Source organism: Pseudomonas sp. (assembly GCF_046581935.1).
GTDB lineage: Bacteria > Pseudomonadota > Gammaproteobacteria > Pseudomonadales > Pseudomonadaceae > Aquipseudomonas.
This window is the reverse complement of the sequence record NZ_JAYGFK010000012.1, coordinates 147,884-170,114: the sequence shown is the minus strand read 5'-3', so window position 1 is coordinate 170,114 and position 22,231 is coordinate 147,884. Positions and strand designations below refer to the sequence as shown.

The window sequence follows — 22,231 nt, the reverse complement described above, 5'->3', positions numbered from 1 at the left end:
TTCGATTTAAGCAGCCGTGTTTGCTACTGGCAAGGAGCAATTTACTTTTTCTTGTGCGTTGTTGGGCAATTCAGATTGACGGTCAGCAACTGGCGATTTCGCCAGGGCTGAGTGGGCGATATTGGCCGGGTTGCAGGTGTGGGTCGAGCTCGATGGCGCCCATGCTCAGGCGGTGCAGAGCGGTAACTTTATTCTGGAAGTGGCCAAACATGCGCTTGATCTGATGGTAGCGACCCTCGTGTAAGGTCAGCTGGGCGCTGTGGCTGCTGAGGATGACCAGCTCGGCGGGTAGGGTGCTGAGGTCTTCGTAGGCGAAGTACAACCCTTGGGCGAACACCTCAGTGTATTCAGGGCTGATTGGCTGCTCGGTTTCTACCCGGTAGACCTTGCCCAGGCGATTGCGCGGCTCTGTCAGGCGGCGTGACCACTGGCCGTCGTTGGTGATAATCAGCAGACCGCTGGTGTTGAGGTCCAGTCGGCCAGCCAGATGCAGTTCGGCCTTGTTTGGCTCGTTGAGCAGATCGAGTACGGTGCGGTGATCCGGGTGTGTGGTGGCACTGACCACGCCGGGCGGTTTGTGCAGCATGAAATAGCGGGCGGGTTTGCCGGCTTGCAGCAGCTCGCTATCGGTCTCGATACGGCTGAACTGGCTGACCTCGTACAAACCATCGCCAATTACCGTGCCGTCCACCCGCACGCGGCCGCTGGCCAGCAGTTGGCGAGCCGCCTGGCGATTGAGCAGGGGCAGGTTACTGAGAAATCGGTCGAGGCGCATGGGGAGTCAGTCAGTAGCTGCTGGCTGCTCAGGCGGTAAGCCCTGGGCGCAGCGTGGGCATAGGCAGCGGCGGTTGCGTTGTTCTGGCGCTAGGTTGGCCAACTGCTGGGCATCAACTTGCACAGTAAAACACCAGCATTGATTTACCGCTGCAGCGGATGTGGCTTGGGCGCATTGGTTGAGTTGTCCGCAGCAGGGGCAGCGGGTGGTTTGATCATGCATGCGGCGTCTCTAGTGAGGCGGTTAGGGGCTGCTATGGCTTACGGTTGGTGCTGATTGCCGATGGGGTGGTCTGTTGGTATGTCCTACAAGGCCTGCACATTGTAACGATCGATGCCTGCCCGCGCTGTTGAAACCGCCACACCGTTTAGCTTATTCGCCGCTATGGCCGCTTGCTGCGCTTACCCATGAGGACTATGGTGCTGCTACACAAACGTCTCCTTGGTGACCCGTGGTGCCTTGCCGGCATCGCGCCTTGCTGATCTGCCCTTGCTTGCAGTCTTTTCAGCACACCGAGCCCTCTATGCCGAGTCGATCTGCCACTTATCGGATCAAATATTCCACCCTAAGCATCGGGCTAGAAGATTTTCATCTGTGTTCCCTGCGTGACAAACAGCAGTTCGCTGATGGCGATGGCCTGGCTGAAAAGGCCGGCATATCTTCCGCTACGTGGCCGTTGTTTGGTCAATTGTGGCCGGCAGGAGAGGTGCTAGCGCAGACCCTCAGTGGTATGCCGGTAGATGGCTTGCGCATTCTCGAGCTGGGTTGCGGCCTAGGGCTGACCAGTTTGGTGTTGCAGCGCTTAGGGGCCGATATCACCGCCAGTGACTATCATCCGCTGGCGGGTGAGTTTCTGTTGCGCAATGCTGCGTTGAATCAATTGGCTCCCGTGCCTTATCTGAACTGTGATTGGGCAGAGGATTACCTTGAATTGGGGCTGTTTGATCTGGTGATTGGTAGCGATCTGCTTTACGAGCGTGACCACCCCAGTCTGTTGGCTGGCTTTATTGACCGTCACTGCAGTGCGCATGCGGCTGTGCTGATTGTTGACCCTGGCCGTGGCCACAGCGCACGGTTTACCCGGCAGATGCTCGAGCATGGTTACCTGCAGTTGGCCGATAGCCTGAACCTGCTGGATAACCCGGATGCACCGTTCAAAGGGCGCATCCTCAGTTATCGGCGCTAGGGTTTTCGACTGTGCAGGGCTTCAGTCGTTGCCAGGTATGAAGCCTGGTCGCGGCTAAAGCCCCCCTCACAAAGCAGGCAGGCGCTTAATCCTCTGCCAATACCACCACGCGCTGTCCGGAGCGTACCGCTGAGCCGGGTTGCACGCGTACTTCGCGCACGATGCCGTCACGTGGGGCGAGGATGGGGATTTCCATCTTCATCGACTCCAGAATCACCAGTACATCACCGGCCTTCACTGCGCTGCCGGTCTCGACCTGTACTTGCCAGAGGTTGCCCGCGATATGGCTCTCGATACTGTGCAGGCCGGCTTCCAGCGGTGCGTCTTCGCCTAAATCCGGGGCGACTTCTTCTGCTTCGAAATGCGCCTGGCCGGAGGCAATCCAGCGTTGGCGTTCGGCGTCAAAGGCGGCTCGCTGCTGGTTGCGAAAAGCCGCAATGCCTTCGGCTTCTGCCGTGAGGAACTGCTGGTAGTCGGCCAGCTTCAGCTCGCTGTCTTCGATGCGCAGGTCATAGCGGCCCAGTGGGAAGTCGCGACGGATGCGCGTGAGTTCGTCCGCACTCACGGGGTAGAAGCGAATCTGGTCGAAGAAGCGCAGCAGCCAGGGCTTGCCGTTGAATGCGGCAACCTCACGGTAGCGGTTCCACATCTGCAGGGTGCGCCCGACGAATTGGTAGCCACCGGGGCCTTCCATGCCGTACACGCACATATAGGCGCCGCCGATGCCCACTGAGTTTTCCGCTGTCCAGGTGCGTGCCGGGTTGTACTTGGTGGTGACCAGGCGATGGCGTGGGTCCAGCGGTGTGGCCACCGGCGCGCCGAGGTAGACGTCGCCGAGGCCCATCACCAAATAACTGGCGTCGAATACGGTTTTGTAGACTTCGTCGAGATTGGGCAGGTCGTTGATCCGCCGGATAAATTCCAGGTTGCTCGGGCACCAGGGCGCGTCTTTGCGCACGGTGGTCATGTATTTGTCGATCGCCAGTTGGCAGGCCGGGTCATCCCAGGACAGCGGCAGGTAGACGATGCGCGACGGTACGCTGAGGTCGCCGGTGGCGCACACGGCATCCCACTCGCCCGCCACGATGTCGAGCAGGTCGGTCAGCGCGAGGGTTTCTGGCTGGTAGTGAACTTGCAGTGAGCGGATGCCCGGTGTCAGGTCGATTACGCCGTTGAGCTGCTTGCCTTCGAGCGCCTGCATCAGCGCATGGCCGCGGAAACGCAGCACCAGATCCAGCTCAGGTGCGCCGATTTCCAGCAGCAAGTGGGTGTCGCCGGACAGGCGCGCGACCAGGCGTTTATCAGCTTCGCCGATATCCAGCACGATGGGGCTTTGTAGCTCGGATGAAATCCGGGGGCTATTCGCCGCGATGCTCCCGGATTTCATCCAGGCTACGAGATCCTGTACTTCTGCATTGCACGCCTTGGCCAATTCACGCGCGGTGGCGATATCCACCGGGGAAAAACGTACTTTGTCTCCGGCCTTGAGCTGGCCGAGCTGCCACAGGTCGGCTTCAATAATCGTTACCGGGCAGACGAAACCGCCCAGGCTTGGGCCGTCTGGGCCTAGGATCACCGGCATGTCGCCAGTAAAGTCCACCGCGCCAATCGCATAGGGGTTGTCGTGGATATTCGACGGGTGCAGGCCGGCTTCGCCGCCGCTGTCGCGCACCCACTGCGGTTTCGGGCCGATCAGGCGCACGCCGGTACGGCTGGAGTTGAAGTGCACTTCCCAGTCGGTGCTGAAAAAAGTGTCGATATAGGCTGGGGTGAAGTACTCCGGTGCACCGTGCGGGCCGTAGATCACGCGGATTTTGCGCACGGCCGGCAGGGCGCTACACAGCTCGGCTGGCAGTTGCGCGCCAACGCTCCGGTCAGTCAGTGCGGGAATATGCAAGACATCACCGGCGCGCAACGCGCGGCCGCCGTGACCGCCGAATTGGCCGAGGGTAAAGGTGCTTTTGCTGCCCAGATAATCCGGCACCTGAAGACCGCCGCGCAGGCTCAGGTAGCTGCGCGCACCCGAGCCGGCAATGGTGCCGAGGCTGAGGGAGCTGCCGGCGTTGATCAGCAATGCGCTATTCATCGGTTGTGCGACGCCATCCACGCTGACCGGGATTTCAGCTCCGGTAATCGCCACTACCGCAGCGGTGTTAAAGCGCAGCAGCGGGCCGCTCATGGTGATTTCCAGGCCGGCAGCGCCCTCGGGATTGTCGAGCAGGCGATTGCCCAGACGCAGCGCGCGGCTGTCCATCGGCCCTGACGGTGGCACGCCAACCGCCCAGTAACCCAGTCGTCCGGGGTAGTCCTGCACCGTGGTCTGAGTGCCGGCGGACAGCACCTCAAAGGTCTCGGCGGTATAGCTCAGACCTTCCAGGCAGCGGGTCCAGGGATTGCCACTGGCAAAGGGCGCGTAAGTCAGGATCTGCCGCAAGTAGTCACGGTTGCATTCCACGCCATACAGCACGCTGTCAGTCAGTGCCTGACCCAGCGCGGTGCTGGCTTGCTCGCGGGTGGCTGCCCAGGTAATCAGCTTGGCGATCATGGGGTCGAAGTAGGGCGGAATTTCGCAGCCAGCTTCTACCCACGTGTCGATACGCAAATGCTTGCCATCGGCTGCCGGGAAGTTCACGGCAGTCAGCAGGCCGGGGCTGGGCTGAAAGTCGCGGCCTGGATCTTCGGCATACAGACGCGCCTGAATGGCGTGGCCGCTGGGCTGTAGGTTTTTTTCCAGCTCGCTTAGCGGCGCTAGGTCGCCAGCGGCGAGTTCGATCATCCAGCGCACCAGGTCCACGCCCCACACTTGCTCGGTAACGCCGTGCTCGACCTGCAGGCGGGTGTTCACTTCGAGGAAGTAGAAGCGCTCAGCCTCACTGTCGTAGACGAATTCCACGGTGCCGGCGCTGCGGTAATTAACCGCCTTGGCTAGTTTGATCGCCGCCGCGCACAGCTCTTCGGCCATGCCGACGGGCAGGTTGGGCGCTGGGGTTTCTTCCAGCACCTTCTGGTTACGCCGCTGCACCGAGCAGTCGCGTACGCCCAGGGCCAGAACCTCGCCTTGGCCATCGCCGAATACCTGCACTTCCAAGTGACGGGCGCGCTGGATGTATTTCTCGATAAACACGCCATTGTCGCTGAAGTTGTTCTGGCCCAGGCGTTTTACCGCTTCGAAGGCGTCGGAAAGCTCGGCGGCGCTGTTGCACACACGCATGCCGATGCCGCCACCGCCGGCAGTGCTTTTTAGCATCACGGGGTAGCCGACTTGCTCGCCGGCCACCAGCGCGGCATTGAGGTTTTCCAGCAGCTCGGTGCCTTCGAGCATCGGTACGCCGTGCTGTTTGGCCAGGGCGCGGGCGGTGTGCTTGAGACCGAATACCCTTAGTTGCTCGGGCGTTGGGCCGACGAAGGCGATACCCGCGGCTTCGCAGGCTTCGGCAAAGGCGGCGTTTTCCGAGAGAAAGCCATAACCAGGGTGGATGGCCGTGGCCCCGGTTTTTTTGGCAATGGCGAGAATCTTCTCGACCACCAGATAGGTATTGGCTGCCGGGCCTTCGCCCAGGCTGTGCGCCTCGTCGGCCTGCTGCAGGTGCAGGCTGGCGAGGTCGGCTTCGGAATACACGGCAATGCCTTTTACATTCAGGCTACGCAAGGTGCGCAGGATGCGGCAGGCAATGGCACCACGGTTGGCGATCAGCAGCTTATTGAACATGGGTGTGCCCTCGAAAGGGTAGGCGGGCCGTCCCGCGCTATTCGGTCTGCACCCCGGTCGTCCGGGGGCGAAATTCGTTTTCCGTAGGATGGGTCGGGCCGCATGGGTTAGCCGAAGGCGTCACCCATCGGCAGTCACAGGGTTGATGGGTATCGCTGCGCTCAACCCATCCTACGAGGCGTGTAGCTGCTTCAATCCCACACCAACACTTCGGCCGGGGTCGGGTTGTAGCCGTTACAGGGGTTATTCAGTTGCGGGCAGTTGGAGATCAGTACGATCACATCCATGTGCGCGATCAGCTCGACGTACTTGCCGGCAGCGGAGATGCCGTCTTCAAAGGTCAGGCCGCCCTCAGGCGTCACCGGCACGTTCATAAAGAAGTTGATGTTGGCGCTGATGTCGGCCTTGTTCAGGCGGCCGTCGTGCAGGCTGGCGCGCAGGAAATTATCGCGGCAGCTGTGCATATAGCGCGTGTCGAGGGCATAGCGCACGGTGTTGCTCTCTTGCGCGCAGGCGCCGCCGAGGGTGTCGTGACGCCCGCAGGTGTCGGCGCTGATGGTTAGCAGCGGGTTGCCCAGGTTGGAATACAGCACGCTGCCGGTGGTCAGGTACACGCGGTTTTGTTTGCGCAGAGTGCGTTGCACGTCATAACGCTCGCGTGGGTTGCGTGCGCTGTAGAACAGGGTGTCGACCGCTTGATTGCCTTCGAGGTCGAGCAGGCGCAGGGTTTGCCCGGCCTTGATCTCGGTCATAAAGGGCTCGCCGGCACCGATGGTGGCGCGGTAGACGGCCGCTTCCGGGTGCTTGTCGCTGGAGATAAGTGTCATGTTGGCGGGCCTCAGATATACAGACGTTCGGTGTTGTGGAAGCCGCGGGCGTTTTCCGCGCGCGAGGTACGGCACAGCACGCTGATGCCGTCGCTGGCAACCTGGTGCCAGGACAGTTGCAGCGGCTTGGGCGCGTACTCGGGATTGGGGTCCATGGGGTGCTGCAGCGCGGTGAGCACCACCAAGGTGTCCATCGGCGTGTACAGCTCGATGTAGTCGCCAGCCTCGGAGTTAGCGGGTTGAAAGTGGAAGCAGCCGTCGCTGTCGACGGTGACTTTGCTGAACAGGTTGAGGGTCATCAGCAGGTCTTGCAGGTTGAGATTCCACTTGCCCATTTCCACCAGCAGGTTGTCCACGCCATTACGGAAGAAGCCGTTGCGCAGTTGCTGATAGCTGCCGTTGCCGTATTTTTCCTGCACCTCTTGGGCATTCAGTACGCCGCCGAAGCTGTCGTGCCAGCCGCAGGTGTCGGCAGTAATGGCGGCCAGCACGCGGCCCATGTCTGAGTACAGGCAGTGGCCACTGGTGAATTTGGCGGTGTGTTGGCACTTCAGCGAGTCCGGCAGGTTTAGTCGTTCGCTTTTCTCATTGCCATTGAGCAGCAGCAGGCTGGCATTGGCACCGCCTTCCAGGTCGGTGATACGCAGCAGTTGGCCGCGCTTGAGGATAAAGGAGGTGTGTCCGCCGCCAGGCAGTGTTTCCTCATAGAGCGTGGGGCGCAGGGTCAGTGCAGTGGTCATGGTGCTGCTCCTTAGAGTGGCCGGGGCTCAGAGCGCCGGTTGCAGGTTGCCGCTGATAGGCGCGGGCAACCCGTCGACGGCGGCGCGGGTGGCGCGGCGGTCGCTGTTGAGGGGGATGTCATAGGTAATGCGCGCGCCGAAAGCGTTCGGCGCGTGTGGGTCAATGCGGGTTTTGTCGAACACCAGCAGGCGCGTGCCGAGGCTGAAGCCCTCGCTGAGGTCATGGGTGACCATAAACACGGTCAGCTTGGTTTCGTTCCACAGCTCCAGCAGCAGGCTGTGCATGTCTTTACGGATGCCGGGATCAAGTGCGCCGAAGGGTTCATCAAGCAGCAGTACACGCGGCTTCATGATCAATGCTTGAGCAATCGCCAGGCGCTGCTGCATGCCACCTGAGAGCTGGCTGGGGTATTTATCCAGGGCGTGACCGAGGCCGACCTTGTGCAGGATGACCTCGGCCTGCGCGCGGGCATCGCGCTTGGCCGCGCCAAACAAACGGCCGAGTAGTTTTGAACGCGGCAGTTCAAGGCCGATGGCGACGTTATTCAGCACGCTCAGGTGGGGGAATACCGAGTAACGCTGGAACACCACGCCACGGCTGCTATCGGGCTCGGCCGCCAGCGGCTGGCCTCCTAAGAGTATCTCGCCACGGCTGGCGCGCTCCTGGCCTAGCAGCAGGCGCAGAAAGGTTGACTTGCCGCAGCCGGATGCGCCGACCAAGGTGCAGAACTCGCCTTCGTTGATGCTCAGGTTCAAGCGCTCAAGCACCACTTGATCGCCGTATTCCTGCCAGACGTTTTTCACTTCAATAAAGGCGCTCATGCCTTGGCTCCTTCATACCAGGGGAAGCACAGGCGGGTGAGCTGACGCAGGCTTAGGTCCATCAACCAGGCGAGCAGGGTGATCCACACCACGTAGGGCAGGATGACATCCATGGCCATATAGCGACGCACCAGGAAGATCCGATAACCGAGGCCGTCGGTACTGGCGATGGCCTCGGCGGCAATCAGAAATAGCCAAGCCGAGCCGAGCACCAGACGCAGGGCGATCAGCAGGCGCGGCAGCAGTTGCGGCAGCACCACGCGCAGGATCAGGGTCCAGGTGCTGGCACCCAGGGTTTGCGCCTTGATCAGGATTTCTTGCGGGATTTCCCGCGCCCGTTGCTCCAGGTCGCGCGCCAGCACCGGGGTAATGCCAATGACGATCAGCATGACCTTGGACAGCTCACCCAGGCCAAAGACGATAAACAGAATCGGCAGGATCGCCAGCGGCGGCACCATGGACAGGACGGTAAGCAGCGGCGACAGCGGCGCACTGAACAGCGGCAGGATGCCCGCCGCGATCCCCAGGCACAGACCGACCAGCGCTGCGATGCCGATACCCATGCCGAGGCGTTTGAGGCTGGAGGCGCTGTCTTCCCAGAACAGGTAGTTGCCGCTGCGTTTGTCTTCGGTAAACGCCAGTCGATCAACGGCGGCGGCCATCTGCGACGCGCTCGGCAGCAGCTTGTCATTCGGGTTTTCCGCTAGGCGTGCCGTGGAGCCCGCAAAGTAGGCAAACAGCAGCAGGGCGAAGGGCAGCAGGATCAGCAGCAGGCGACCGCTACGGTCCGGGTGTCGGTTGATCAGGCGCATGGCAGTTTCTCGTCAGGAGTGAACTGTGGGAGCGGCTGGGCGGCATTCCGCTTTAGCCGCGATCGCGGTTGAACCGCTCCCACAGATGCAACGCATGCCCTTACAGCGTGCCGTCAGCCGCCATCTGCATATAGCTCGGGTCAAAGCGCAGCTTGAGGTTGCCCTTGTCACCCGTGACGACACCTTTGGCGAAGCTCATGCCGATGGCATCAGCGCTTTGCGCGCCTTCACCGAGCAGGCCGTGGCTGAAGGAGAACTCGGCAACTTTGCTCATGGTGGCCGGCAGTTTCGGGCTATTGGCGAAGGCCACGGCATCCTTAGCCGAGTAGAACATCTTGGTTGCCGCCAGCTGCGCTTCGTAGCCTGCCAGGTCAGTGCCGGAGGCCTTGGCCATGTGTTCGCGGGCAGCTTTGCCGGCTGGGGTGTCAGCGCTCATGGTGGCCATGATTTCGTACCAGGCACCGGTCAGTGCTTTGCCGAGCGCTGGGTTGTCCTTGAGGGTGTCGCTGTTGACCACCATCAGGTCAATGATCTCGCCGGGGATCTGGCTCGAATCGAACACCTTGGTCACGCTCGGTGTGGCTTCAATCTCGGCCAGCAGCGGGTTCCAGGTGGTTACCGCGGTCACGTCATCGGTGGCGAAGGCGGCGACCATGTCGGCGTCGGAGGTGTTGACTACTTTCAGGTCTTTTTCGGCGAGCCCAGCGCGCTCCAGGCCACGGGCCAGCAGGTAATGGGATACCGATAGCTCGACCAGGTTGACGTTCTGCCCCTTGAGGTCGCCGAGGGTTTTCTTCTCGCCCTTGAGCACGATGCCGTCGTTGCCGTTGGAGAAGTCACCGACGATCAGTGCGGTGCTGTCGACGCCGCCAGCGGCTGGAATGGTCAGGGCATCCATGTTGGTCATGGTGCAGCCGTCGAACTGGCCAGCGCTGTATTGGTTGATCGATTCGACGTAGTCATTGATCTGCACCACATCGATATTGATGTCGTACTTTTTCGCCCATTTGTCGACGATGCCTTCAGCAGCAGCGTAATCCCAAGGCATCCAGCCGGCATAGATGGTCCAGCAGACGCTGAAATCGCTTTTCGGCGCGGCGTGGCTAGTGAAGCTGATGGCTGCGGCAAGGCAGGCGGTGAGTACTGAACACAGACGGGTCTTACGCATGATGGAGCCTCCAGTTCGAGAAGTACGGGCAGGAGTGCGCGGCGGTTCCCCTTGGTGGGGCGCGTTCTCCCGGGCTTTTATCCCGCCGTGTAACCTCGAAGGAGGTCGCCAACTCTCGGACCAGCACCCGCTGATCATCTGATCGCGGATCGGAACCCTAGTCGGCTATTGCAAATTGTGGTGCCGCGATCCCGCCGAAGCGGGTTATTCCTGCACGATTTAGGTATTGCGAACATCGTGCCATCTTGCTGATCCCCGCTAGCGCACGGTTTTTACCGCAGTGCCTGCCAGATGGTTGCACCATGGCGGAGCGCTGCTGTTTGTGCGTGCTGCATGGCGGGGCGTTGGCTTACAGACTTTTTTCAGCGGCCATCTGCATAAAGCTGCCGTTGAAGCGCAGCATGATGTTGTCAGCATTACCCAGGCTGCGCTCATCACTGAAGGCGATGCCCAGTTTATCCAGGCCTTTGCCATCGTTACCCAGTAGCTTCTGCTGATCGGCGAAGTGGGCGACGCGCAGCATCAGCTCCGGCATCTTGTTGGCGCGGGCGAAGGCCAGGGCGTAACGCGGTGAGTAGAACGAGCGCAAGGTGTTGAGTTGCTGGTCGAAGTCCTCTGGCGTGGTGCCGGCGGCGCTCGCCATCTTGGCCCGTGCCGCGCGCCCGGCGTCGGTGGGCATGCCCATCAGGCGCTGGGTTTCGAACCAGGCACCGGTCAACGCTTTACCCAGTTCTGGGTGGGCGGCCAGGACTTTACTGTTGACCACGGTAAGGTCGACGATCTCGCCGGGGAGCAGGTTGGAGCTGAATACCTGGCTAACCTGGGCCTGCCGTTTGATCTTGGCCAAGATCGGGTTCCAGGTGATCACCGCATCGCCTTGGCCGGCAAGAAAGGCCTCGGCAATCTGCGTATCGGAAACGTTCTGGATGGTCACATCCTCGGGCTTAAGCAGTGCCCATTCCAGTGCGCGGCTGAGCAGGTAATGCGACACCGAGTTTTCCACCAGCAGCACGGTTTTGCCCTTGAGGTCCTTCAGGCTCAGGCCTGAGCCGCGTAGCAGAATGGCATCTGCACCGTTGGAGAAGTCACCGATGATCAGGGCGGTGGAGTCCACGCCGGCGGCGGCCGGGATGGTCAGTGCATCCATGTTGGTCATTGAGCAGGCATCGAACTCGCCCGCGCTGTAGCGCTCGATGGAGCCGACATAATCCGGCACCTCGCTGATTTCAACGCGGATGCCGTACTTGTCGGCCCACTTCTGCATCACGCCTTCACTGGCGGCATATCCCCAGGGCATCCAGCCAGCGAAGATCGACCAGCACAGCTTGAAGGTTTTCGGTTCAGTTGCCGCGTGTGCCGGTTGCAGCAATAGGCTGGCAAGTAAGCAGGTGGCGGTCAGGCGGGCGAGTAGGGTACGTAGCAGCATGGGTAGCCTCGGGTTAGTCAACGGGTGCAGGAAAGCGAGCAGCAGTGCTGTGCGTTCTCCCGGGCTTTTATCCCGCCGTGTAACCCCGTGACCGTAGCCACTGCTTGAGGTCGTCGACTCTCGGACCAGTCGTTCGCTGATGGTCTGATCAGCGAACCGGAACCCTAGTCGACTATTGCCGATTGTCTGGCTGCAAGCGACTTGCTGCCGTACGCATTTCCTTGAATCAGGCAAACCTAAGCGAGGACTGTGCCAGGTTTGTCTGCGCCATCACGCCGCGCTTATGCGTCAGGGGTGAAATGGCTTGTCACGAAAGTGGCTTTATTGCTCGCCGCACTGATTGGACTGAGCCGCTGTCTGATGCTGTGAGAACGATCTCTGGCAGAGGCAGCAGTTGCTGTCGCATTAGCGCTTGAAGGAGGCACCATGTCTTACAAATCCATAATATTGGCGGTGTTGCTGGTGTCTTTAAGCGGTTGCGCCGTCTATGGCGGCGGTTATGGGCACCCCGGTTATGACCGTTACTACTCGACGACGTATTACCAAACGCAGCCGTATCCGGTGTATGTGGTGCCGCAGCAACGCTACCCGGCTTATCGCTATGACGAGCGGCGCTACGCCCCCCCGCGTCATTATGTGCCGGCTCCACCACCGCGCCATTACCAGTCATACAAGCCGCAGGGGCGTGCCGATTACCGTGTAGCGCCGCCTCGCGCGCACAACCAACGGCATGACTCTGGTGGTCAGCAACAGTCGCGTCCGAGCCGTAATGATGTGCTGCGAGGGGCAAATAGCCGTGACGATAATCGGCGCGGGTGGGAGCGCCAGCGGTGAGCTAAGCCTTTAGCGTCCCGGTACTGTATTGGGTGCCGTGAGGCTTCCGGACCCGACCAAAGTGCGGACATATACCGGCCGGGTTCGGTGCAGACTAGCCAGCGGTTATTCACCTGACGAAGGAGTGTTTCATGCATTTTTTGATGTTCGCCAAAGGCTCGCTTGCAGCGTTCTGGCTATTGGCGCTGCTCAACCTGCTGTATCCGATGGGCGAGGGCTGGTACTTGGCGCTCAACGTGATTGCTGGTGTTTTGCTGCTGGCGCACGCAGGCGAGATGCTGTTGTTCAATACCCGCTTGGCTGGTCGGCCACAGCTCTGGTGGCATCGGCTGCAGGTGCTGCTGTTTGGCTTTATCCATCTGCGTAGTTTGACGATTGCCGGTCGGTGAGCTGAACCGCCCGGTTAACCAGTATTAGCTGGACGTTGTGCATTGATGCGGAACATGTCCTGAGCTGGGGTTCTAGATGAGCCCCGACTCGTCATTGTTGATCAGTTGGTGCAAACCACCCAAGGCATCCCGCGCTTTACTGCGGCCTACCAGCTTGCTTTGAGCCGCTTGCGGCAGGTCGGTAATGCGTACTACGCCTTTGCGGATTAGCACGGTGATCAAGTCTTCCAGTACCCGGATCATGTCCAAGTCGCTCTGCTCAAGTTGCAGCAGGCTGCTCTCTACGGTTTGGTTGGCATACCAGGCTTGAGCCTCTTGGCTGTCGTCCTGCAGTTCGCCGTCCATGCCTTCGAAGGGGGTATCTTCGACCTGTTGTAGATGGCCCTGTGCATCGCGCTTCACATATAACATCGACCGCTCCTGGCCTTGTGGCCGTGCTGAATTAATAGCCTGCCTGCTAATGGTAGCGGGGGTTATGGCTTTCAGTCGGCGCAGGCTTGGTTGATTGCTTTTGCGTTAGCAATCTTGCGCGTTAGCCCCTTGGTTTATTGGCCGACAAACAGTTGCTGCACTACCGAGGTGACTTCACTGCTGCGGTTTGAATAGGGCATTGATGCGGGTGAATGGTTCGGCCTGTTGGCTAAAACTGAAACTGCCTTGGTCGCGAATTTCTTCGGCCGCGCGCAGGAACGCGCCAAATGCCGCGCGGGCCAGGGACGAGCCCAGGCTGATACGTTTGACGCCCAACGCTGCCAGCTCGCTGACGGTAAAGTTGCCTGAGCCGAGCCCCATCACCACGTTGACCGGCTTTGGCGCGACTGCGCGGACCACCGCGGCAATCTCCTCAAGGCTGCGCAGACCTGGCGCGTAGAGCACGTCTGCACCCGCTTCAGCATAGGCTTGCAGGCGGCGGATGGTGTCGGCCAGGTCGTGGCGCCCATGCAAAAAGTTCTCTGCTCTGGCGCAAAGGGTGAAGGGGAAAGGCTGCGCACGGGCGACTTGGGCTGCTGCCTGGATGCGTTCTACGGCCAATTCGAGTGGGTAGATCGGTGCGTTTGGTTGACCGCTGGCATCTTCGATGGAGCCGCCAACCAGTCCGGCCCTTGCTGCGAGCAGGATGGTCTCAGCGCAGTCTTGCGGGCTGTCGCCGAAGCCGTTTTCCAGGTCGGCGGCGACGGGCAGGGCGGTCGCGTCGATGATGGCGCGGGCGTTGTCCAAGGTCTCGTCGCGGCTGAGCAGACCTTCGCCGTCGCACCGGCCCAAGCTGAAGGCCAAGCCGGCGCTGGTGGTGGCCAAGGCCTCGAAACCAAGTGCGGCGAGGGCTTTGGCTGAGCCGGCATCCCACGGGTTGGGGATGACGAAGCAGCCAGTGCGCTCATGCAGCTGTTTGAAGGCCTCAGCCCGTTGTTGCTGGTTGTGCATTGCGTGCCTCCTGCTTTACAGGTCCGCCAACGGGTGAGGGCCGTCCCAGACCTCGTCAAAGTGTGCATCGATCACTGCTTGGGGGATCGCCGCGACGTCTGGCCAGTGCCACTTGGGCGCTTGGTCCTTGTCGATTAGGCGAGCGCGCACGCCTTCGGGGAATTCCGGATGGCGGCAGCCGTTCAGGCTCATGGCGTACTCCATGCGAAATACCTCGGCCAAGGACAATAGCCGGGCGCGCTTGATTTGCTCCCAGACCAGATGCCCGGTTAGCGGGCAGCCGCCAGCCAGGGTCTTGGCGGCGCGTGCCAACAGCGGGTCACTGTCGCTATGCAAGGCACTGATGGCGTGCCAGGCCTGAGGCAGGTCGGCGCTATCGAGCAATTCATCAATACGCGTCCGGCGTGGCAGCCACTGCGCTTGCGGCAGCTCAGCAAGGGCTTGGTTTTCCAGAGCCTTGAGCAAGCTATGCAGCTGCTGCTGGCTTTGTTCCTGCCAGTTGAGTTGGCTTAATCCATTGATTAGGTCTTCCTGCTGGCTGTCGAGCAGTACGCGGTCGGCCAGGTTGAGGTCCAGCGCATCCCTGGCGTTGATGCTGCTAGCGGTGAGGCCGAGGAACAGGCCGAGCTTGCCGGGCAGGCGGCCGAGGAACCAGCTACCGCCGACATCCGGGTAAAGGCCAATGTTCACCTCCGGCATACCCAGGCGACTGCCAGGGGTAACGATACGGATGTCAGCACCTTGCATCAGACCCATACCGCCACCCAGCACATGGCCATGAGCCCAGCAGATAAAGGGTTTCGGGTAGGTATGGATGCGATGGTCGAGACGGTATTCGTCGGCAAAGAAGCGTCGGGCTAATGGCGGTACTTCACCGGGATGTTCCCGGCACTGGTGCACCAGCTGCACCACGTCGCCGCCGGCACAAAACGCTTTAGGGCCATTACCGCGTAGCACTACGCAGGCGATGGCTGGGTCATCGGCCCAGGCCTTGAGCTTGGCGTCGAGCGCTTCGATCATCGGCAGCGACAGGGCATTCAGGCTTTTCTCGGCATCCAGGCTGGCGATACCGATGCGGTAGCCATGCTGGGCGGGGCATTCTTCGAATTGCACGTTCATCTGCGTTTCCAGCGTAGGGTGGATGACGTTTTATCCATCCACCGAGTGAGGCCAGGGTGGATGTAAAAACGCCAGCTAAGCGCCCCGATCCACCCTCCGGATTTGCGTTGCCTACGTGGAAAACCGCGCAGGGCTTTCCACCGGTTTTATCACTTATTGCGCCACTGCGGATCGCGTTTTTCCAGGAAGGCATTAACCCCTTCGCGGGTGTCATCGGCGTCGAACAGGTCGACAAAACGCTCGCGCTCCTCGGCCAGCCAGGTGTTTGGGCTGCGTTCGCGTGAGCCCTGGATCAGCGGTTTGATCGTGCGCACGGCCACCGGGCTTTGTTGGGCCACCTTGGCCGCGAGCAGCAAGGCGTGATCGCGTGCTTCGCCGGTGTCGACCACTTGCTCGACCAAACCGATGCGCAGGGCCGTGTCGGCATCCACCCGCTCACCGCAAAGGATCATGCGTTTGGCCCAGCCTTCGCCAACCAGCCAGCTCAGGTGCTGGGTGCCGCCGGCGCAGGGCAGCAGGCCAACCGTGGCTTCGGGCAGGGCTAGTTGCGCCTGGCGTTCGGCGATGCGGATGTCGCAAGCCAAGGCACACTCCAGGCCGCCGCCCATGGCGTAGCCGTTGATCGCGGCAATCGACACCCCACGGAAGTCCCGCAGGGCCTCAAAGGCCTCGCCAAAACGCCGGGCCATTTCCCGCGCGCGGGCTTTGTCACCATCGGCAAACAGTTTGAGGTCGGCCCCGGCGCTGAAGAATTTGCTGCCTTGCCCGGTGATGACCAAGGCGTAGATGTCATCGTCATGGTTGAGATGCTCGACCAACTGCTTAAGGCCGATCAGCGAGTCGCGGTCCCAGGTATTGGCCGGTGGCTGGTTGATGATGATCAGCGCGGTGTGGCCATGTTTCTCCACAGTGAGCTTGTGGGTCAGGTCGAATACGCCGGGCTTGTAGGGTTCTACGGCAGTGCTCATAAGCGTCCTCATATGTTGTGCCCTCTGCGAGGGCGGAAGGGCTATAGCAAATCATCAAGCATACCGCTTTGGTCACACAGGCGGCGGGCGATGATTACTTCAGCAGGCGTTGTTTACCGTTCATATGTTCTCATTGCAGAGTCAGGGGTTGCCCGGCTGCCTGGCGCTCGGCTTGCCACTCGGTAAGGTCGGGGGCTGCCTGGGAGGCGTCGAGACGATCGACGATGGCGAAGTAGTCCTGCTTGAATGGGTCGAGCATCACCTCGGCGCGCTTTTTGACCTGCACAACATAGACGGTCTGAGCGTTCTGGTGATCAAAGGTGCGCCATTGTTGACGGTCTTTGAGCAGTTGGTAACTGTGATTTTCCAATGCTTTGATCAGCGCTTCACTGTCCAGGCTGTTGGCTCGCTTCGCGGCATCGGCCCATTGGTAAACGATGCTATAGGCCGAGGCTGCGGAGCTGGACGGGTACATCTGATAGCGCTCGCTGAATTGCCTGACGAACGCCTGACCACGTTCGGATTTCTCCAGCGCCGGTACGCGCCAGGTCCACGGTTCGGTACCCAGGACACCCTGCATGATGCCGGGGCCGGCTTGTTCAACCATATGCTGGGTCAGGTTGGGGGCAACAATCTGCATCCGCTCGGTCAGGCCGAGATCCTTGGCGATGCGCATGGCGCGCACTAGATCTTCACCAAACAGCACCAGAACCAGCATTTTTGCTTTGCTTGCTGCAGCTTGGTTCAGCGCGTTTTGATAGTCGGCTTGGCGCGCGCCAGGGAACGGCACTTTGAGCCCCAGGTGTTTGCTGGTGTCGAGGGTGTTGGTGGTCTGGCGCAGCGAACTTTCCGTGGTATGCCCCCAGGTGTAGTCGGCGGTGATGTAGAAATAGTCCTGGTCCGGCATGTTTTTGTTCAGGTATTGACCGAGCGCGCGAGCACTCATCCAGGCGTTATTGCACTCGCGGAACATGTAGCGGTGGCCGTCTTTACCGGTGGTGTCGTTGGAGTAGGTCAGCGTGCCGAAGTACAGCAGGCCGTGTTTGGCTGCACGTTTGCCGGCGGCGATGGCGACGGCGCTGGATGAGCCGCCGAAGAGCATGCTGGCACCTTCAGCCGCCAGTTTGTCGACATTGCGCTCGGCCTTTTGCGGGCGTGAGGCGCTGTCCTTGGTAGATAGACGCAGTGGCCGCCCGAGCACACCGCCGTGCTCATTCAGCTCGTCAATGGCCAGCAAAGCGCCACGCATCTGGGCCAAGCCCTCTTCTTTGTAGGGGCCGGTGCGGGGGTAATTGAGGCCAAGGGTGATTGGTTCAGCCGCATGGGCAAGGGCAGTAATACCGGCCCAAAGGGCCAGGGTGGCAGTCAGTTTTTTCATTGCGTTCTCTGTTTTTTGTTATGTCAGAACACTGTGCGGTTCTGGCGATCTGAGAGGCATTGTCTTTTGGTCTAAGTGGCAGCGTATTGCAGTGGGTCAATGTGGTGACAGCTTCTCATTTTAAATAAATGGTTGTTGGCGTTGGCTAGCCAGCGGCCAGGCCGTCTTCATTTAACTAACAGCGGATGAGCTCTGTGGGTTCGCTGAAGGCATGCCGCTGTTTGCCGTAAGCAAGGATGCGCCACCTTAGAACGAGTCTTTCCAGCCGGTAAAGTAGAGCAACCGAGAGGTGTATTGATAGCCGCCTGACCGAGCTGCTGGCAGGTTGATTGGGCATGGTTGCTGTACCGACTTGCGCCGCTGCCTTGACTTGCTTGGGAGGCTTCCTTAGCGTGCCGACTCCGTTGGCACACGCAGGACACAGGCATGAGCGCTGCAGATAACGTCAAACTTGAAGCGGGCTGGAAGCAAGCGCTGCGCGAGGAGTTCGAAAAGCCCTATATGCGTGAGCTGGGCGACTTTCTGCGGGCGGAAAAGGCGGCGGGTAAAGAGATTTATCCACCTGGCGCATTGATCTTCAATGCGCTCAATTCCACGCCGCTGGCGGCGGTCAAAGTGGTGGTGATCGGTCAGGACCCTTACCACGGCCCCGGTCAGGCCCATGGCTTGTGCTTCTCCGTGCAGCCAGGGGTTAAAACGCCGCCGTCGCTGGTGAATATCTATAAAGAGCTCAAGCGTGATCTGAATATCGATATTCCCAGTCACGGCAATCTGCAGCACTGGGCGGAGCAGGGCGTGTTGCTGCTCAATACCTCTTTAACCGTTGAGCATGGCATCGCCGGCTCCCATGCGAAGATCGGTTGGCAGGCGTTTACCGACAAGGTGATTGAGGTGGTCAGCCAGCAGCAGCCACGCCTGGTGTTTCTGCTCTGGGGGGCGCATGCACAGAGCAAGGAAAAACTGATTGATGTCAGCAAGCATCTGGTGTTGAAGTCCGTGCACCCTTCGCCGCTGTCAGCGCACCGTGGTTTTATCGGTAATGGCCACTTCAGTCGCTGCAACAAGTTTTTGCAGCAACATGAACTGAGCCCGATTGATTGGCGCTTGCCCGAGGTTTAAGCCGCGCACTGCTGCTCGCTGAGGTCTCTGCTGAGGTCGAGCAGGCGATGACTCAAGCGCTCGCGTTGCGCTGCATCGGCACTGCTCAGTAACTGGCTGAACAGCGCGGCTAAGGCCTGGCGCGAGCGCGCATAGCTGGTGCGGTATTCCTCGCTGTAGAGCGCCTGACGTTGTTGCAGCAAGCGCGTCAGTTGCTGGGCAAAGTCAGCGCTGTTGCGCTCGGCAACAATGCGCCTTAGCTGCGTCTGCCAGAGCAGGCGATTCTCCAGCCATAGACGATTCTGTTCGCCGAGACTGTTGGCCCACTCGGCAATATGTTCGGTTTGTGCGGTGTTCAGGCGGCCAAGCCATGGCCGTAATCGTTCTTGCATACGTTCACGGCGTTCGCTGATTTGCACGCTCAGCGGTGGTTCGAGGAAGTCCTGGCGATCTTCCAGATTGTCCTCATCGAGCGCGGCATAGAGTTCGCTGATTTGTTGCTCGTTGAGCCCCTGCAGCAGCGTGACGGCGGTAGGCGTGATCTCGATACTGATGCGTTGTAGGGCGGCATCGAACTGGGTGAACTGCTCAAGCAGTTGGCTGCTGTTCGGTTGCGGCTCGGCGAGAATGCTCTCTGTGTTGTGCAGCCAGTCGATATAACGCGGCAACTCGGTGCTGCAGTGCCATTGCAGGTGCTTCTGCAGGCGCGGTTTGAGCCAGGCTTGCTGCTGGTTGGTGAGGTTCAGGTAGTCGTTTATGCGCCAAGGTAGGAGCCAGTCCAGGTTACGGTAGGCCAGGCCCAGGCGGCTGCAGGCCGTTACCAGCAGGCTCAGGCAGAGCAATAGCAGCAGGGGTTTTACGGTGCTCCAGCGCAGTACGCTCATAGACAATGCCTCGTTAAGCCAGGCCTGAGGGTACCTCTGTGGCATGCGTCTGCGTGGCCGCTGACATATCTGTTAAACAAAACCAGCTGCGCACGGGCAAAAAAGAGCCCGCGAAAAGCGGGCTAAATGTGGTCGTTAACGTGCGGGTCTGGGGCGTTGCCAGAGCCGGAACAACGGCTCGGCGAGAAACATCACCAAGAACAGCCGTAACACTTGTAGAGCCGTGACCAGCGCCACCGAAAGTTGCAAGGCTTCGGCCGTCAGGCACAGTTCGGTGATTCCGCCGGGCATCATGCCCAGCATCAGCGAATTTTGGTTTTCCCCAGCCAGCCAGCCAAGGCCTTGGCCGAGCCCTGCGGCAGCGAGCATGGCAAGCAAGCAAAACAGCAGAATGCGTGCGAGAAAGCCCGGTGCGCTGCGAAAGAAGTTACGGTCGAAGTGACAACCAAGAGCGCAGCCGATCAGCCATTGACCAACCTGGCCTGCGCCGTTAGGTAACCCCAGGTGCAGGTCAAAACTAACGCTGGCCACCGCGCAAGCTGTCATGGGGCCCAGCATCCATGGGTTGGGCTGTTTTAGCTTGCCCCATAGCCAGGCGAGCAACGCGCCACCCGGCAACAGCACGGCGAGCCACGGCCAGCTTGTTGGTGCCGGTACTGGCGGTGCAAGAGGCGGCAGGCTCCAAGTAAAGATCGCTGGAATCAGTAGCACCACGAGCAGCAAGCGCAAGCTATGCGCTGCAGCTACCTTGGCGGCATCGGCGTTGTGTCGTTGCGCCAGATTGACCATCTCAGTAGCCCCACCAGGCATGCTGGCGAAGAACGCTGTAGCCTGATCTTCACCGCTGCGGCGCAGCAGCAAAATACCGATCAATCCCAGCAGTAGGGTGATAAATGCACCGATCAGCACCACGACAAAGTGGCTGAGTAGTTGGCTCAGTACTTCGCTGGTGAAATGCAGGCCGATGGCGCTGGAAACCAGCCACTGGCCGGTTTTCCGTCCGCCTGGTAGTTCGCTGATCAGCCAACCGCTGCAGCGCGCGATGATTACCGCGAGCAAAGAACCGATGATCCACGGCAAAGGCCAGCCGATCAGGCTGGCCAGGTAACCGCCGGCTAGGCCGACCAGTGGGGTTGCCCACCAGTCTTGCCAGCTATTGAGCAGCTTAGGCATTGGCCAGTCGCGCTGCACGACGCGCACGCCACCAGCGCAGGCCAGGCAGGCCGAGCATCAGGGCGGTGAGTGCCCACAGGCACAGACTGATCGAACTATGCCAGAGGATATTCAGGTCGCCGGCGGAGATCGACAGCGCACGGCGCAGGTTGTCCTCCATCAACTCACCCAGAACGAAACCGAGGATCAAGGCCGATAGCGGGAAGTCCAGCTTGCGCAGGATGTAACCAAAGACGCCCAGGCCGATCATCATTACCAGGTCAAAGGTGGTGCTGTGCACCGCATAGACACCGACCATGCTGATCACAGTGATCGCCGGCACCAGCACCCAGTTCGGTACGCTGAGCATGCGTGAGAACAAGCCAACCAGCGGAATGTTCATCACTAGCAGGATCACGTTGCCGATAAACAGCGAGGCGATCAAGCCCCAGACCACGTCCGGTTGCTGTTCAAACAACAGCGGGCCGGGGGTGATGTTGTACAGGGTCAGTGCGCCGATCATCACGGCGGTAGTGCCGGAGCCCGGTACGCCGAGGGTCAGCATGGGGATCAGCGAACCGCAGGCGGAAGCGTTGTTGGCTGCTTCTGGAGCAGCCAGACCGCGCAAGTCACCTTCGCCGAATTTGCCATTTGCACCGGCCATGCGTTTTTCGCTCATGTAGGTCATGGCGCTGGCGATGGTTGCACCGGCACCGGGCAGAGTGCCGATGACGAAGCCTGCCACGGCGCTGCGCACCATGGTCCAGAAGGTGAAAGTGAACTCTTTAAAGTTGAACAGCAGGCGGCCGCTGGCTTTAACGGCTTTCTGGCCGTTGTGGGTGTTTTCCAGCATCAACAGCACTTCACTGACGCTGAAGAAACCGATGACCACGATGACGAACTGGATGCCGTCAGACAGGCTGACGCTGCCAAAGGTGAAGCGATATACCCCGGTGGTCGAGTCCACGCCGACTGTGGCCAGGGCCAGGCCGATCAATGCAGCCATCAGGGTTTTCACTGGTTTCTCGCCGACCATGCCGCCGAGGCAAGCGATGGCGAAAATCATCAGTACGAAGTACTCGGCCGGGCCAAAGGCCACCGCCCATTTCGCCAGCAGCGGTGCAAACAACACCACACCGCAGGTGGCAATGATGCTGCCGATAAACGAGCTGACGGCCGATAGTGACAAGGCGATACCAGCCTTGCCCTGGCGCGCCAATGGGTAGCCGTCGAGGGTGGTCATCACCGCCGCTGCGTCACCTGGCACGTTCAGCAGGATGGCAGAAATGCGTCCGCCGTATTCGCAGCCCAGGTACACGGCAGCCAGCAGGATCAGTGCGGTTTCTGGCGGCAGGCCAAGGGCAAAGGCCAGCGGCAGCAGCAAGGCCACGCCGTTGATTGGGCCCAGGCCTGGCAGCATGCCGACGATGGTGCCGACAAAGGCACCGAACAGCGCCATGAGCAGGTTGGTCGGCCGGGTGGCGACATCAAAGCCTTGCATCAAGAAGTACAGGGTATCCAT

21 protein-coding genes and 2 riboswitches are annotated in these 22,231 nt (G+C 60.4%); of the genes, 4 read left to right on the top strand and 17 right to left on the bottom strand.

The features are described 5' to 3' along the window. Positions 1–82: 82 nt before the first annotated feature. The gene (locus VCA57_RS08630; protein WP_411184564.1) at positions 83–775 is read right to left on the bottom strand and encodes a pseudouridine synthase; all 693 of its coding nucleotides are present in this window, start codon (positions 773–775) and stop codon (positions 83–85) included. 6 nt (positions 776–781) lie between these two features. Further along, on the bottom strand, positions 782–997 hold the full coding sequence (locus VCA57_RS08625) for a cysteine-rich CWC family protein (RefSeq protein WP_411184563.1): 216 nt from the start codon (positions 995–997) through the stop codon (positions 782–784). A 301-nt stretch (positions 998–1,298) separates the two neighbouring features. Here VCA57_RS08625 and VCA57_RS08620 point away from each other — a divergent pair, with 301 nt between their 5' ends. Beyond that, positions 1,299–1,961, top strand: a complete 663-nt coding sequence (locus VCA57_RS08620; protein ID WP_411184562.1) for a class I SAM-dependent methyltransferase — start codon at positions 1,299–1,301, stop codon at positions 1,959–1,961. 85 nt (positions 1,962–2,046) lie between these two features. Here VCA57_RS08620 and uca read toward each other — a convergent pair whose 3' ends face one another. From uca to VCA57_RS08585, 7 genes are all read right to left on the bottom strand, one after another. Next, a complete protein-coding gene (uca, locus tag VCA57_RS08615; RefSeq protein ID WP_411184561.1) occupies positions 2,047–5,670 on the bottom strand; it encodes an urea carboxylase in 3,624 nt (1,207 codons plus the stop codon). Between the two features lie 191 nt (positions 5,671–5,861). Continuing rightward, on the bottom strand, positions 5,862–6,497 hold the full coding sequence (locus VCA57_RS08610) for an urea amidolyase associated protein UAAP2 (RefSeq protein ID WP_411184560.1): 636 nt from the start codon (positions 6,495–6,497) through the stop codon (positions 5,862–5,864). Positions 6,498–6,508: 11 nt separating this feature from the next. After that, positions 6,509–7,237 carry an urea amidolyase associated protein UAAP1 gene (locus VCA57_RS08605; RefSeq protein ID WP_411184559.1) on the bottom strand — a complete coding sequence of 243 codons (729 nt, stop codon included), beginning with the start codon at positions 7,235–7,237 and terminating at the stop codon, positions 6,509–6,511. Positions 7,238–7,264: 27 nt separating this feature from the next. Then, a complete protein-coding gene (locus tag VCA57_RS08600; protein WP_411184558.1) occupies positions 7,265–8,059 on the bottom strand; it encodes an ABC transporter ATP-binding protein in 795 nt (264 codons plus the stop codon). Next, positions 8,056–8,871 (bottom strand): ABC transporter permease, encoded by an 816-nt coding sequence (locus VCA57_RS08595; RefSeq protein ID WP_411184557.1) that lies wholly within the window; start codon positions 8,869–8,871, stop codon positions 8,056–8,058. The genes VCA57_RS08600 and VCA57_RS08595 overlap by 4 nt, the downstream gene beginning before the upstream one ends. Positions 8,872–8,971: 100 nt before the next feature. Next, a complete protein-coding gene (locus tag VCA57_RS08590) occupies positions 8,972–10,039 on the bottom strand; it encodes a putative urea ABC transporter substrate-binding protein (protein WP_411184556.1) in 1,068 nt (355 codons plus the stop codon). Between the two features lie 64 nt (positions 10,040–10,103). Next, a riboswitch (guanidine-I (ykkC/yxkD leader) is annotated at positions 10,104–10,211 on the bottom strand. Positions 10,212–10,388: 177 nt separating this feature from the next. Next, positions 10,389–11,465, bottom strand: a complete 1,077-nt coding sequence (locus tag VCA57_RS08585; RefSeq protein ID WP_411184555.1) for a putative urea ABC transporter substrate-binding protein — start codon at positions 11,463–11,465, stop codon at positions 10,389–10,391. 54 nt (positions 11,466–11,519) lie between these two features. Then, a riboswitch (guanidine-I (ykkC/yxkD leader) is annotated at positions 11,520–11,644 on the bottom strand. 247 nt (positions 11,645–11,891) lie between these two features. On the opposite strand from VCA57_RS08585, the gene VCA57_RS08580 reads away from it, so the two are divergent. Both VCA57_RS08580 and VCA57_RS08575 read left to right on the top strand, forming a co-directional pair. Further along, positions 11,892–12,299, top strand: a complete 408-nt coding sequence (locus tag VCA57_RS08580; protein ID WP_411184554.1) for a hypothetical protein — start codon at positions 11,892–11,894, stop codon at positions 12,297–12,299. Between the two features lie 131 nt (positions 12,300–12,430). Next, positions 12,431–12,688: a DUF1145 domain-containing protein gene (locus VCA57_RS08575; RefSeq protein WP_411184553.1), complete on the top strand. Its 258-nt coding sequence runs from the start codon at positions 12,431–12,433 to the stop codon at positions 12,686–12,688. A 72-nt stretch (positions 12,689–12,760) separates the two neighbouring features. Here VCA57_RS08575 and VCA57_RS08570 read toward each other — a convergent pair whose 3' ends face one another. The 5 genes from VCA57_RS08570 to VCA57_RS08550 form a co-directional block, all read right to left on the bottom strand. After that, complete coding sequence (locus tag VCA57_RS08570; protein WP_411184552.1) at positions 12,761–13,099, bottom strand: tryptophan synthase subunit beta; 339 nt, start codon at positions 13,097–13,099, stop codon at positions 12,761–12,763. Positions 13,100–13,273: 174 nt separating this feature from the next. Continuing rightward, positions 13,274–14,110 (bottom strand): oxaloacetate decarboxylase, encoded by an 837-nt coding sequence (locus VCA57_RS08565; RefSeq protein WP_411184551.1) that lies wholly within the window; start codon positions 14,108–14,110, stop codon positions 13,274–13,276. A gap of 15 nt (positions 14,111–14,125) precedes the next feature. Next, the gene (locus tag VCA57_RS08560; protein ID WP_411184550.1) at positions 14,126–15,229 is read right to left on the bottom strand and encodes an enoyl-CoA hydratase/isomerase family protein; all 1,104 of its coding nucleotides are present in this window, start codon (positions 15,227–15,229) and stop codon (positions 14,126–14,128) included. A 149-nt stretch (positions 15,230–15,378) separates the two neighbouring features. Further along, positions 15,379–16,197 carry an enoyl-CoA hydratase gene (locus tag VCA57_RS08555; RefSeq protein WP_411184549.1) on the bottom strand — a complete coding sequence of 273 codons (819 nt, stop codon included), beginning with the start codon at positions 16,195–16,197 and terminating at the stop codon, positions 15,379–15,381. A gap of 130 nt (positions 16,198–16,327) precedes the next feature. Further along, positions 16,328–17,575, bottom strand: a complete 1,248-nt coding sequence (locus tag VCA57_RS08550; RefSeq protein WP_411184548.1) for a substrate-binding protein — start codon at positions 17,573–17,575, stop codon at positions 16,328–16,330. A 426-nt stretch (positions 17,576–18,001) separates the two neighbouring features. On the opposite strand from VCA57_RS08550, the gene ung reads away from it, so the two are divergent. Beyond that, positions 18,002–18,694 (top strand): uracil-DNA glycosylase, encoded by a 693-nt coding sequence (ung, locus tag VCA57_RS08545; protein WP_411184547.1) that lies wholly within the window; start codon positions 18,002–18,004, stop codon positions 18,692–18,694. On the opposite strand, the gene VCA57_RS08540 is transcribed toward ung, so the two are convergent. From VCA57_RS08540 to VCA57_RS08530, 3 genes are all read right to left on the bottom strand, one after another. After that, a complete protein-coding gene (locus VCA57_RS08540; protein ID WP_411184546.1) occupies positions 18,691–19,557 on the bottom strand; it encodes a DUF6279 family lipoprotein in 867 nt (288 codons plus the stop codon). The two genes, ung and VCA57_RS08540, sit on opposite strands and share 4 nt — an antisense overlap. Before the next feature lie 135 nt (positions 19,558–19,692). Then, positions 19,693–20,730 carry an AbrB family transcriptional regulator gene (locus VCA57_RS08535; RefSeq protein WP_411184545.1) on the bottom strand — a complete coding sequence of 346 codons (1,038 nt, stop codon included), beginning with the start codon at positions 20,728–20,730 and terminating at the stop codon, positions 19,693–19,695. Continuing rightward, positions 20,723–22,231 (bottom strand): tripartite tricarboxylate transporter permease, encoded by a 1,509-nt coding sequence (locus VCA57_RS08530; RefSeq protein WP_411184544.1) that lies wholly within the window; start codon positions 22,229–22,231, stop codon positions 20,723–20,725. The genes VCA57_RS08535 and VCA57_RS08530 overlap by 8 nt, the downstream gene beginning before the upstream one ends.

What these genes read in the sequence shown, in the direction of transcription:
- VCA57_RS08535 (WP_411184545.1), bottom strand. Translation starts at nt 20,730, where the DNA reads ATGCCTAAGCTGCTCAATAGCTGGCAAGACTGGTGGGCAACCCCACTG.
- VCA57_RS08550 (WP_411184548.1), bottom strand. Translation starts at nt 17,575, where the DNA reads ATGAAAAAACTGACTGCCACCCTGGCCCTTTGGGCCGGTATTACTGCC.
- VCA57_RS08530 (WP_411184544.1), bottom strand. Translation starts at nt 22,231, where the DNA reads ATGGATACCCTGTACTTCTTGATGCAAGGCTTTGATGTCGCCACCCGG.
- VCA57_RS08600 (WP_411184558.1), bottom strand. Translation starts at nt 8,059, where the DNA reads ATGAGCGCCTTTATTGAAGTGAAAAACGTCTGGCAGGAATACGGCGAT.
- VCA57_RS08630 (WP_411184564.1), bottom strand. Translation starts at nt 775, where the DNA reads ATGCGCCTCGACCGATTTCTCAGTAACCTGCCCCTGCTCAATCGCCAG.
- uca (WP_411184561.1), bottom strand. Translation starts at nt 5,670, where the DNA reads ATGTTCAATAAGCTGCTGATCGCCAACCGTGGTGCCATTGCCTGCCGC.
- VCA57_RS08560 (WP_411184550.1), bottom strand. Translation starts at nt 15,229, where the DNA reads ATGAACGTGCAATTCGAAGAATGCCCCGCCCAGCATGGCTACCGCATC.
- VCA57_RS08555 (WP_411184549.1), bottom strand. Translation starts at nt 16,197, where the DNA reads ATGAGCACTGCCGTAGAACCCTACAAGCCCGGCGTATTCGACCTGACC.
- VCA57_RS08625 (WP_411184563.1), bottom strand. Translation starts at nt 997, where the DNA reads ATGCATGATCAAACCACCCGCTGCCCCTGCTGCGGACAACTCAACCAA.
- VCA57_RS08585 (WP_411184555.1), bottom strand. Translation starts at nt 11,465, where the DNA reads ATGCTGCTACGTACCCTACTCGCCCGCCTGACCGCCACCTGCTTACTT.
- VCA57_RS08590 (WP_411184556.1), bottom strand. Translation starts at nt 10,039, where the DNA reads ATGCGTAAGACCCGTCTGTGTTCAGTACTCACCGCCTGCCTTGCCGCA.
- VCA57_RS08595 (WP_411184557.1), bottom strand. Translation starts at nt 8,871, where the DNA reads ATGCGCCTGATCAACCGACACCCGGACCGTAGCGGTCGCCTGCTGCTG.
- VCA57_RS08565 (WP_411184551.1), bottom strand. Translation starts at nt 14,110, where the DNA reads ATGCACAACCAGCAACAACGGGCTGAGGCCTTCAAACAGCTGCATGAG.
- VCA57_RS08575 (WP_411184553.1), top strand. Translation starts at nt 12,431, where the DNA reads ATGCATTTTTTGATGTTCGCCAAAGGCTCGCTTGCAGCGTTCTGGCTA.
- VCA57_RS08605 (WP_411184559.1), bottom strand. Translation starts at nt 7,237, where the DNA reads ATGACCACTGCACTGACCCTGCGCCCCACGCTCTATGAGGAAACACTG.
- VCA57_RS08570 (WP_411184552.1), bottom strand. Translation starts at nt 13,099, where the DNA reads ATGTTATATGTGAAGCGCGATGCACAGGGCCATCTACAACAGGTCGAA.
- VCA57_RS08610 (WP_411184560.1), bottom strand. Translation starts at nt 6,497, where the DNA reads ATGACACTTATCTCCAGCGACAAGCACCCGGAAGCGGCCGTCTACCGC.
- VCA57_RS08540 (WP_411184546.1), bottom strand. Translation starts at nt 19,557, where the DNA reads ATGAGCGTACTGCGCTGGAGCACCGTAAAACCCCTGCTGCTATTGCTC.
- VCA57_RS08620 (WP_411184562.1), top strand. Translation starts at nt 1,299, where the DNA reads ATGCCGAGTCGATCTGCCACTTATCGGATCAAATATTCCACCCTAAGC.
- ung (WP_411184547.1), top strand. Translation starts at nt 18,002, where the DNA reads ATGAGCGCTGCAGATAACGTCAAACTTGAAGCGGGCTGGAAGCAAGCG.
- VCA57_RS08580 (WP_411184554.1), top strand. Translation starts at nt 11,892, where the DNA reads ATGTCTTACAAATCCATAATATTGGCGGTGTTGCTGGTGTCTTTAAGC.